The organism is Microcoleus sp. BM001215392 (assembly GCF_036700185.1).
Taxonomy (GTDB): Bacteria; Cyanobacteriota; Cyanobacteriia; order Cyanobacteriales; family Microcoleaceae; genus Microcoleus.
In genome coordinates, this window is record NZ_JAUBOJ010000293.1 from 1 (window position 1) to 9,896 (window position 9,896).

General features: G+C 45.5%; 10 protein-coding genes. 6 read left to right on the top strand and 4 right to left on the bottom strand.

Going from position 1 to position 9,896, the window contains the following annotated elements; translation table 11 throughout:
- From mutL to QT974_RS24960, 3 genes are all read left to right on the top strand, one after another.
- Positions 1-1,517, top strand: a 1,517-nt coding sequence (gene mutL, locus QT974_RS24950; RefSeq protein WP_333471096.1) for a DNA mismatch repair endonuclease MutL, incomplete at its 5' end; no start/stop codon positions are given.
- A 286-nt stretch (positions 1,518-1,803) separates the two neighbouring features.
- Complete coding sequence (locus QT974_RS24955; RefSeq protein ID WP_333471097.1) at positions 1,804-2,172, top strand: DUF4342 domain-containing protein; 369 nt, start codon at positions 1,804-1,806, stop codon at positions 2,170-2,172.
- 75 nt (positions 2,173-2,247) lie between these two features.
- The gene (locus QT974_RS24960) at positions 2,248-2,652 is read left to right on the top strand and encodes an SMI1/KNR4 family protein (RefSeq protein WP_333471098.1); all 405 of its coding nucleotides are present in this window, start codon (positions 2,248-2,250) and stop codon (positions 2,650-2,652) included.
- A gap of 97 nt (positions 2,653-2,749) precedes the next feature.
- Here QT974_RS24960 and QT974_RS24965 read toward each other — a convergent pair whose 3' ends face one another.
- From QT974_RS24965 to QT974_RS24975, 3 genes are all read right to left on the bottom strand, one after another.
- On the bottom strand, positions 2,750-4,072 hold the full coding sequence (locus QT974_RS24965; protein WP_333471099.1) for a serine hydrolase: 1,323 nt from the start codon (positions 4,070-4,072) through the stop codon (positions 2,750-2,752).
- Between the two features lie 406 nt (positions 4,073-4,478).
- On the bottom strand, positions 4,479-4,829 hold the full coding sequence (locus tag QT974_RS24970) for a hypothetical protein (protein ID WP_333471100.1): 351 nt from the start codon (positions 4,827-4,829) through the stop codon (positions 4,479-4,481).
- A gap of 32 nt (positions 4,830-4,861) precedes the next feature.
- Positions 4,862-5,035, bottom strand: coding sequence for a hypothetical protein (locus QT974_RS24975; protein ID WP_293185671.1), 174 nt, complete (start codon positions 5,033-5,035; stop codon positions 4,862-4,864).
- Between the two features lie 279 nt (positions 5,036-5,314).
- On the opposite strand from QT974_RS24975, the gene QT974_RS24980 reads away from it, so the two are divergent.
- Positions 5,315-7,183, top strand: coding sequence for an AAA-like domain-containing protein (locus QT974_RS24980; RefSeq protein WP_333471101.1), 1,869 nt, complete (start codon positions 5,315-5,317; stop codon positions 7,181-7,183).
- A 412-nt stretch (positions 7,184-7,595) separates the two neighbouring features.
- A complete protein-coding gene (locus QT974_RS24985; RefSeq protein ID WP_333471102.1) occupies positions 7,596-7,904 on the top strand; it encodes a S1 RNA-binding domain-containing protein in 309 nt (102 codons plus the stop codon).
- Between the two features lie 46 nt (positions 7,905-7,950).
- Here QT974_RS24985 and QT974_RS24990 read toward each other — a convergent pair whose 3' ends face one another.
- Positions 7,951-8,739 carry a 5-formyltetrahydrofolate cyclo-ligase gene (locus QT974_RS24990; RefSeq protein ID WP_333471103.1) on the bottom strand — a complete coding sequence of 263 codons (789 nt, stop codon included), beginning with the start codon at positions 8,737-8,739 and terminating at the stop codon, positions 7,951-7,953.
- A 333-nt stretch (positions 8,740-9,072) separates the two neighbouring features.
- Here QT974_RS24990 and QT974_RS24995 point away from each other — a divergent pair.
- Positions 9,073-9,896: AAA-like domain-containing protein (locus QT974_RS24995; RefSeq protein WP_333471104.1), on the top strand; the 824-nt coding region annotated here is incomplete at its 3' end.

The following is a 9,896-nucleotide window of genomic DNA, read 5'->3' on the forward strand; positions in this document are numbered from 1 at the left end:
CCCCCCCCAGCCCCCCCTTGTTAATGGGGGGAGCTGAGAAGTCATCGTTTAACAAGGCCGAAACTCAAAATGCTCGATCGGGCTGGCGGGTGGTTTACAACAACGCAGGTGTTGCTGTGGAGGTGGAAACAGTGGCGATCGCTCCTGGTACGGTAGTCACTGTGGCTAATTTGTTTGGCAATTGGCCCGTGCGCCGCACGTTTTTGACGCCGACACAGCAAATGCGATCGATCCAATCAATTATTCAGCAAATAGCTATTTGTCACCCGCACGTTAATTGGCAGTTGCGTGAAGGAAACACGCCTTGTTTTTACGTAACTCCCGGCGCAACCGCCGAACAAATTTTACCTCAATTTGTGCGCGGGGTACGAGCTAGCGATTTGCAGTATTTAAAGTTAGATTTGCCGGGAATTCCGGAAAATCATAAATCACCAAGTTTGGTGCGAGAACATCAACTTGTGGGAGCTACAATCAAGCAAGATTATCAATTGCCAGTAGTTGAAGAGACCAAATTACCTGCAAGCAATTCCCAGTCTTTTGAATTGGTAATTGGGTTGCCCGATCGCTGTCACCGCAGGCGGCCGGATTGGGTAAAGGTGGCGGTAAATCGGCGGGTTGTGCGATCGCCGGAATTAGAGCAAACTATTCTCAGTGCCTTCGCCCGCACTTGTGGGCGCGATCGCTATCCCGTGTGTTTTGTCCACCTGCAAATCTCTCCCTCGGAAATCGACTGGAACCGCCACCCGGCTAAAGTGGAAATTTACTTGCGAAATCCGAGTTTTTGGCAAGCACAAGTTAGCGCGGCGATCGATCGGGCTTTGCACCTCAACGATGAAGTTTTGCCAGCTCCTGCAATTAGCGATCGCGTAGGCCAGTTGCTGAAAGCATCGGAACAGAAAAGTGCTTACAGTGTCGGGGTTTCGGCTCGACAGAATGACGGCCGCGGTGCAGAAGCAAAAGGTGGTAAAATAGGATTGATGGAATTGAGGGCGATCGCTCAAGTTCACAATACTTACATCGTCGCCGAACATTCCAGCGGAATGTGGTTAGTAGAACAGCACATCGCTCACGAGCGTGTTTTGTACGAGGAACTGTGCGCGGCTTGGCAGCTAAAAAGTCTAGAAAAACCCGTGATTCTCAGTCAATTATCGGCGCTGCAAATTGAGAATTTATCGCGCTTGGGTTTAGAAGTAGAAACTTTTGGCGAACAGCTATGGGCGGCGCGCGAAGTGCCGGAATTGTTAGCCTCGCGAGATGACTGTGCGGAGGCGCTTTTTGAACTCAGTAAAGTTGCAGATTTGCAAGCAGCTCAAGTCGCGACTGCTTGTCGCAGCGCCATTCGCAACGGTACTCCTTTAAATCTTTTGCAAATGCAAAATTTGCTGGATAGATGGCAGCAAACTCGCAATCCTCGGACTTGTCCTCACGGGCGGCCAATCTATTTTGCATTGGAAGAATCGACTCTGGCTCGCATTTTCCGCCGCAATTGGGTGATTGGTAAAAGTCACGGGATTTAATTGTGCTGTTTGATGGTTCGTTAGTCCCCATCGTTCAGAGGACTCGCATTCCCAACGATCAAACTAATCTTAGTTACGACATGAGATTATCCCAGCATATAGGAGCTATACCTTTAGGAATAGATAAATCCTGATTTAGCAACAGAGGTAAAGTTTTGAGTAAAAAGGCAGAGGGGGAAAATACGAATGCAGGTTGTAGGGTTTCCTTGCCTGTCGTTGCCAAGTGCGATCGGGCAAGATAGAAGTATAGAAATTTAACGGCTGGTGTTCGCCTGCCCTACACAAAATGAACTCACAACTAGAACAACAAGCAACAATTCTCCAACAAGATACAGCAGCAGCAGAAGCAGCCAACCCAACAGTTGAAACTCCTTTATTCGCCTCAGAATTTACTACAGAGGAAAAAGTTAGAGTGGAAGAATTTAAAATTAGTGCCGATGGTTTATTTGCTAAACTCAAAGAATTAATCCAACAAGGAAAACTGCGCCGCCTTGTCATCAAAAACCCAGAAGGGCGGATTTTAGCAGACATTCCGCTGATGGCGGGATTGGTAGGTGGCGTTGCGGGGAGTGTAGTATTTCCAATTGCTGCTGTACTGGCGGCAGTTGGGGCAGTTGTGGCTCATTTGACTGTGGTTATTGAGCGAAAAGAGTAGTCAATAAATCAACTAATTTGTAATTGCGCCACAAAAGAGCAATCCCAGAGTTGGGGATTGCTCTTTTGTCGCATAATGGCATTCGATGAGGTAATGGCTGTCGAGCAACAGTTGGGGATTTCTCTGCCCCTGGCCTATCAAGAATTTATGTTATCTATGGGGCGTAGTGCTGGTAAATTCTTGCGGGGTTCGGACTGTTTTTTGAATCATTTACCTCAACTTCAGGAGTGGGCGGTTGAGTTGTTAAATGAAAATAATTTTCCTGAATCCTTAGCAGAGGATGCCTTTATTTTTTTGATGCACCAGGGCTATCAATTCAGCTTTTTTAGATTATCAGAAGGCGCAGATCCCCCGATTTACTCTTACTGCGAAGAAACTAACCAAATTGATTTCATTAAAAGCCATGAAAGTTTTAGTGATTTTTTGGTGACAGAGGTCGAAATTCATGGGAAGTATTTGATGCCTGTTGCTAGCAAGTAATGACTTCACATACAACAGAATCTAACCTTACCGGAGCCAGAGCCTCTTGGTATTCATTCCCAGCCTCGGCCTGGGAATGAGAGGAAGAGGAATTGATTTAATTCGATGCTTTCGCCGAAGGCCGATCTAAATAATTGTAGACAATCCGCGAGATTCGGCGCACAAAATCTCTGACAATTGGGTCGTTGTAAGGGCGTTTGACAAAAATTGCGGCTAAATAACGCTTGCCATTGGGCATATCAATGATGCCCGCATCGCCAACCACAAAACCGATATCTCCGGTTTTGTCAGCAATCACGGCTCCTCGTCCCAAACCCGAAGGCAACAATGTTCTAGTGGTAGTATGCCGCAATAATTCTAAAGCTTGTTCTCGACTCGATTCGGAAACTAATTTATCGCGAGATAACATTGATAGCAATTTTACCATGTCTACAGAACTTGTGGTATTTGTGCCTTGAAAATCGCCGAGCCAATTGCGAATTCTGGTATCTGTTAATCCCCAAGTACGAAAACGCTCGTTGAGTTTGGCAATTCCCCCCAAACGTTCGATAATCATGTTGGTGGCTGTATTGTCGCTGATCGTAATCATTTTATCTACGGTTTCTCTGATGCTAAACCGAGTGTTATCTGGTTCGTCTTGCATGGTTCCAGAACCGCTGGCTACTAAGTCGGACTTCATAACTAATGTTTCGTCGAGGCTAACTTTGCCTGCGTCTACATCTTGATAAAATGCAATCAGGATTGGCAATTTGATGGTACTCGCGGCTGGAAATACCCGATCGCCCTTGATGTCTAAATAGTCTCCTGTATCTAAATCCAGAAAGAACATTCCGGCGCTGAGCGACTTGTACTGTTCGATCGCGCTTTCGACTTGTGGCTTGATCGCGCTCATCTCCGAACCGGTGCGCATCGCCAAATCAGCAGCATAGTTTCTGGGATTTGCTGAAGAAATAGTTAGGGGGATTTGACCGGATTTTTGTTCTATTTGGGTAATAGCTGCTGGTTGCAAAGACTCGTTTGCTGCTATTTGTTCGGGATTTGGTAATTGAAATGACCAGCGAGTGGCAGATTCTTTAATGACTCGGATTTTTTGCGGGTCTAATTTATAACCGGGAGTTAATTGGATTACTAATCTGGTAGTTTCGGTGTCAAATTGCCCGACTCTAATTTCTTGAATAGCGGAGTTGTAGCTTTGAGGACTTTCGGGATATTCTAAGACTATTCCGGGCAAATCAATGACTAGACGGGTGGGATTTGCGATTAATTTAACTTCCGGCTGGACTCCTGAATCTGTGGTTAAATTTAGTTGGTTTTGGCGGGTGTCGAAGTGCCAGGATGTTAGTGTATCAGCTTTTGCCGGGAGGGCGATCGACAAAACACTAATTAAAGCCGGCAACAGCCATCGCAGTTTTGGAGTCATGTGTGAGGATTCAGTTGACAGTTGACAGTTGACAGTTGAGAGCGACCTCTACCTGGAAGGAAGAGGATGGGAGTAATGAATAGTTTTCTTTTAATTTCTCAAGGGGGATCGGGACTCCGGCTTTCAACCAATTCTTTCTGGTAAGGGTTTAACGGCTGCAACGAGAAAGCGGTTGGAACATTGTTCTCAACCGCTTTCGAGGCGAACCACCTAGCATCATACAGTCAACTCTTGCCCGCACCCGTAATTTTTATTATTTTCTTTGAGAATATTCGGTTTCCGGGAATTAGAGCGCATCCGGTTCTATTAAACTTTTTTATTCTCATGTTCCAGAGATCGGAAAGTTCATTCGATCGGGAATTGTATTCGCAAAATTATTGTTTTATCGGCCCGAATTGTATTTGTTTTAGAGGAAAAATTCTAATTGTCTGATCGCCAGATTTCTCGCATCTTCGATGGAGTCGATCGCACTTTCGGCAAAAATTTTGCTTTTGGCGACAAATCGGCGATCGTTCAAATGGTCGTAAGCTTCCCAATTACCGGTAACTTCGCGATCGTGCCACAGAAACCAGCCGCGGTAGATTTCTCCGCTATCAATATCATCGCACAGCACCAGCCAATCATCGCCCGTGAGAGCGGTGTCATCTAATGCTACCAATTCAACCCACGCTAATGCAGTGCAGGCATCGATCGCATCAGCATCAACGGAGTCAGATTGTGTAGCGGTAGGCTGTGGCGAGCAAAGTATAGACTTCATAAATTCTCCTGAATGAAATAAATGGATTTATGCTATTTATGCAACTGATGGGGGACAGGAATTGGAAAAATCGTATTCTGATGAATTTGCGGTTGGTCAAATTTACCAGCGGCCGATGCTTCTGTTAAATTATTAAGTGTATTAATTGTCACAATTGAAGCAGTTCCTAAGGCGGCCATTGCCAATCGGTGTAAAATTTTGTTCATGGTGATGCTCCTGGGTTTTCCTTGATGTATCTACTCTAAAAAAATCAGTGGTTGCTCGCAGGGGAGATTGGGGAGTTAAGAATCTTTTTTTCTTTTCAAATATATTCACAGGTTGAAGCCGTTATCAGGACAGAGTTTGAGAAAGTCGATCGCCTAAAAACCCTCTACAAGTAAAATTCCTTAAATTCCGGCGGGCTGACTATCTCCCTTAAAATCGCTTAAAATAGGAACTTAAGGCGTTAAAGTTCCTAGATTCCTTCCCATTTCAGTGCAACAGAAGTGCTCAAGTCAAAACGCGATCGCGGTCGAATTCTCACAGCCCCTGGCTTAAAGAAACTTAATGAGGCGCTCCAAGAATGGTCTGACCGATATAACATTAGAGGTACTCTGACGGAAATCGAGGCCGAGTCGGGCGTTGGCGCGGATACTGTCAGCAAAATTAAGCAGGGTAGAGAAGGTGCGGATCTCAGCAAACTGCGACAGTTGTTCGCGGCGTTTGAGCTGACTCTGACGAATGGCGACCACCGATCGGCTAAACTAGATGATGCCGAAGATGTCGCTGAGTCGGACAATTTGCCCGTTGCCGGGGAAACAGCGAGCAGCAACAGAAGTGTTAAAGTATTTGTGAGTTATCGCAGCGCCGAACCCGATCGCGAATTGGGAAAACAGTTAGAAACGGCCTTAAGTGCGATCGGGCATACAGTCTTCACCGCCGAAAATAACATTAGATTGGGAGATAATTGGTTCGATCGCATAAACTACTTCCTCAAAGAATGCGATTATTTGCTATTGCTATTGCCGCCAACCGTCAGCCAAAGCGAACTGCTAACATATCAAGTCCAGCAAGCAAAAGAACTGCAAGACTCGCGTCCTGACAAGAAACCAATAATTTTACCGATCCGCGTCGGTTTTCCCTTGAACGTGCCTCTAAACCACGATTTGCGGGGCTATCTGTACCGAATCGAACAGAGGGAATGGCAAAAGGACGGCGACACTCCAATTCTGATCGAAGAAGTGTTGAAATTGCTAGCAGAAACTCCCGCACCAGTCAAAGAACAAGCGGAAGATTTAACAGCAAACCAAGTATTAGAAATTAGCAGCGACGAAATACCTCAACCCAGCGCCGAACCGGAACTACCGGGAGGACAAGTCGATGTCGCGTCTCAATTTTATGTGGAACGCCAGCCCATCGAAGAACGCTGCTATCAAACGATTTTGCAGCCCAGCGCCTTAATTAGAATTAAAGCACCGAGACAAATGGGTAAAACGTCCTTGATGGCAAGAATTTTGCATCACGGAGCCCGTCAAGGTTATTGCACAGTGCCGCTAACATTTCAATTAGTAGATAAAAGTGTATTCGCCAACTTAGATAAATTCTTAAAATGGTTTTGCGCTTACGTCGGGCGCGAGTTGCACTTGGCGAATCAACTAGACGATTATTGGGATGATATTTTCGGCAGCAAAGTCAACTGCAAAGATTACTTTGAGAAATACATTTTACCGCAAATCGACAGCCCTTTAATTTTAGGATTAGACGAGATCGATCGCGTTTTCCAATATCCCGACATAGCCGAAGACTTTTTAGGACTGCTGCGGGCGTGGCACGAAGAATCGAAGCGGCGGGATATCTGGAAAAAACTGCGATTAATTGTAGTACATTCCACCGAAGTTTACATCCCCATGAATATCAATCAATCGCCCTTCAACGTCGGCTTACCCGTAGACTTGCCCGAATTTAACCACCAGCAAATCCAAGATTTAGCAGCGCGGCACAATTTGCATTGGTCAGATGCCGAAGTTGAGCAACTGATGGCAATTGTGGGCGGTCACCCGTATTTAGTGCGAGTTGCATTGTATCACATTTCGCAGTCAGAGTTGACACTTGATGAATTAAAAGAAAGTGCCACTAGCGATGCGGGAATTTACAGCGATCACTTGCGCCGCCAACTGTGGAATTTAGAAGAATATCCAGAGTTGGCTGCGGGGATGAGAGAGATTGCGGCGGCGGATTCTGGGGTGCAATTAAAGGCGATTCAGGCGTTCAAATTGGACAGTTTGGGGTTGGTAAAGTTGCAGGGAAACGAGTGCGTGCCGAGGTGCGAGTTGTACCGGCAATATTTTCGATCGCACTTGAGCGCGATCGGGTAAAATGTAGTATCGATATAAATTAATCGGCGGTTGAAACCGCTACTACAAAAACAAAATCCGCCTGCGCGGATTAAGAGATAATCAAACAGATCGAAATCGGCGGTTGAAACCGCTACTACACAAACAAAGTCCGCCTCCGCGGACTAAGAGATAATCAAACAGCCCATGAACGATATTTTTTTGATAACTTCCGATAATTGGCTAGATTGGATAACTGTGTTTGGCTATCTAGGTTTTACTGCTTTCGTTATGTGGCGTATTTTGGCTGCGAAGTAGATATATTATAAAATTACCTTCTTCTTCTTCTTTCTTACTTCGCGTCCCTCGCGGTTCGTTTAACTTGTAGGGTGCGTCAGACGAAGTTTTAGGGAGATTTTTCAAAGTTGAGGATCTGACGCACCTTACTAATTAAATGATGGAAGTAGGAGGCTTATACAATAAAATGATTGACGAGCAATCGTGGGAAGAAATAAAAGAGTCTCTAAAAGTTGGAACTAAATTGAAAGGAGTAGTCACCAAGCATTGGCCTTTTGGGATATTTGTTGCCCTTCCAGGGATAAAGTTTACGGGTCTTGTTGAACTAGATAATTTCAAAGATGAAGGTTTTCTGACACGCGATGAATATCCAACAGTTGGTTCATCAGTTAATGTAGTCGTGCTTGCATTCAAGGAAGCGGGACAACAAATTTGGTTAGGTATGAAGCCCAGCCAGTTGAATTAGTCAAAATAATTTGGAGTGATAAATTGAAAGAACTACCGCTCTTTTTTTAGTCCGCGGAGGCGGACTTCGTTTGTGTAGTAGCGATTTCAATCGCCGAGTTTCTCAACTTTCGCAAAATCGGAATTTGTTCCCACTGTTCCGATCGCAAACTATCCCAGTTTAACCCAGTTGGACGCGGATAAGTTGTCTTAGTCTCAATTACCTCCTGGGCAGTCACAATCCAATTCAGCGCCCAATCGTGAGCCTGCATCGGCAAACGCGAATCTTCTACAATTTGCAAAGGATGTGCTGTAGTCACAATCGGCGTATCGATTTCTACTAACCCGAATTCTGTCAGCATCGCCAATTCCAAATCGGCAAATCCTGCACCTTTTCCGGTTCTTCCCCCGTTGCGCGCCACCGCTACACAACCAACTATTACTAAATCGATCGGTTCCATTTCTTCAAAGCTTACCAATTTGCCGCAAGTGAGGGCTTTGCGGGCGATCGCAGCTTCGGCTAGCGGGATATTGTGCTTGTGCAAATCCTCAGCGGTTAACTCGACAAAACAGCGATCGTCTGTCAAGCGCGGTACTGCCATATACAGGCGTTTTCCGTCTTGCAAAGCCCGCATCCGCACGGGAATTTGTGCCGCATCTGGATTGCACTTAATCGTTTTTGCCTGTTGCCAAATTGGTAAAGTTGCCAATTTTTCAGCCGCCAACTCGGCGCCGACAAAATTGGGAATATGACCGAACGGATCGCCAACAGATGCGGCTTGCTGTTTCAGCAAAGACCAAATTTCCGTTCTTAACTTGTCTTTGTCGTGGTGATATCCAATCCAATCAGTTTGCATGGCGTAAGTAGAAGGAAGTTCGGCAGCGGATTCTGTAGCGGACGTAACGGATGTCAGTCAGAAGGAATAATGCTTATATAGTAAGCTTTTTTGCCCTTTGTATCTTACGTTTGATTAAGTCTATTTACTTATTATGGTACAATATATCATACAAAATTGTGCTTTTATAGCGCCTCGTTTCTTCAGTCCGCGAAGGCGGACTTGGTTTGTGTAGCAGCGGTTTCAACCGCCGGACTTTATTTGTGTAGTATCGGTTTCAACCGCCGATATTCGTTTGACAAGGAGCGGTTTCAACCGCCGAATCATCAACGAAATATAAAACCATTTTATTCTATGAATTCTACCACAAAACCCAGTTACTATCAAGTCGGCGGCAGTCTGACAAATAACTCTCCCAATTACGTTAAGCGTCAAGCAGATGACGACTTTTATAACGCATTGAAGGCGGGGGAATTTTGCTATGTTTTGAATTCGCGCCAAATGGGCAAATCTAGCTTGCAGGTACGGACAATTCAACGGCTGAGATATGATGGAATTGCTTGTGCTGCGATCGACATTTCGGAAATTGGCAACCGCGGCGTGACTCCCGAACAGTGGTATGCTGGGTTGCTACGCATTCTCGAAAATAACTTTAATCTGTCGGATATTGTCAACGTGCGGACTTGGTGGCGCGATCGCAATTTTTTAACTCCGGTTCAAAGATTGAGCGAATTTATCGAAACCGTACTGTTAGCCAATATTTCCAGCAATATTGTCATTTTTATCGACGAAATCGACAGCATTCTCGCCCTGGATTTTCCCGCCGATGATTTCCTAGCCCTAATTCGATCGTGCTATAACAAGCGCGCCAATAACTCAGAGTTCGATCGCCTAACCTGGGCACTCTTGGGTGTAGCATCGCCGACGGATTTGTGCCGCGACAAGAATCTTGCCAGCAACACGCCTTTTAATATCGGTAGGGCGATCGAATTAACTGGTTTTGACGAAACAGAAGCTCAACCGCTAGCAGCCGGGTTGGCAGAGCTTACAGACCGCTCTGCTGAAGTTTTGAGAGAGGTTTTGTATTGGACGGGCGGGCAACCGTTTTTAACTCAAAAGCTCTGCAAACTGCTGTTTGAAAATGTAGATTTAATCCCGGATTTACCCCCCCCAGCCCC

Bases quoted from the DNA above. Each gene is read 5' to 3' on its own strand.
- QT974_RS24960 (WP_333471098.1), top strand. From the start codon at position 2,248: ATGGCATTCGATGAGGTAATGGCTGTCGAGCAACAGTTGGGGATTTCT.
- QT974_RS24965 (WP_333471099.1), bottom strand. From the start codon at position 4,072: ATGACTCCAAAACTGCGATGGCTGTTGCCGGCTTTAATTAGTGTTTTG.
- QT974_RS24970 (WP_333471100.1), bottom strand. From the start codon at position 4,829: ATGAAGTCTATACTTTGCTCGCCACAGCCTACCGCTACACAATCTGAC.
- QT974_RS24990 (WP_333471103.1), bottom strand. From the start codon at position 8,739: ATGCAAACTGATTGGATTGGATATCACCACGACAAAGACAAGTTAAGA.
- QT974_RS24955 (WP_333471097.1), top strand. From the start codon at position 1,804: ATGAACTCACAACTAGAACAACAAGCAACAATTCTCCAACAAGATACA.
- QT974_RS24985 (WP_333471102.1), top strand. From the start codon at position 7,596: ATGATGGAAGTAGGAGGCTTATACAATAAAATGATTGACGAGCAATCG.
- QT974_RS24975 (WP_293185671.1), bottom strand. From the start codon at position 5,035: ATGAACAAAATTTTACACCGATTGGCAATGGCCGCCTTAGGAACTGCT.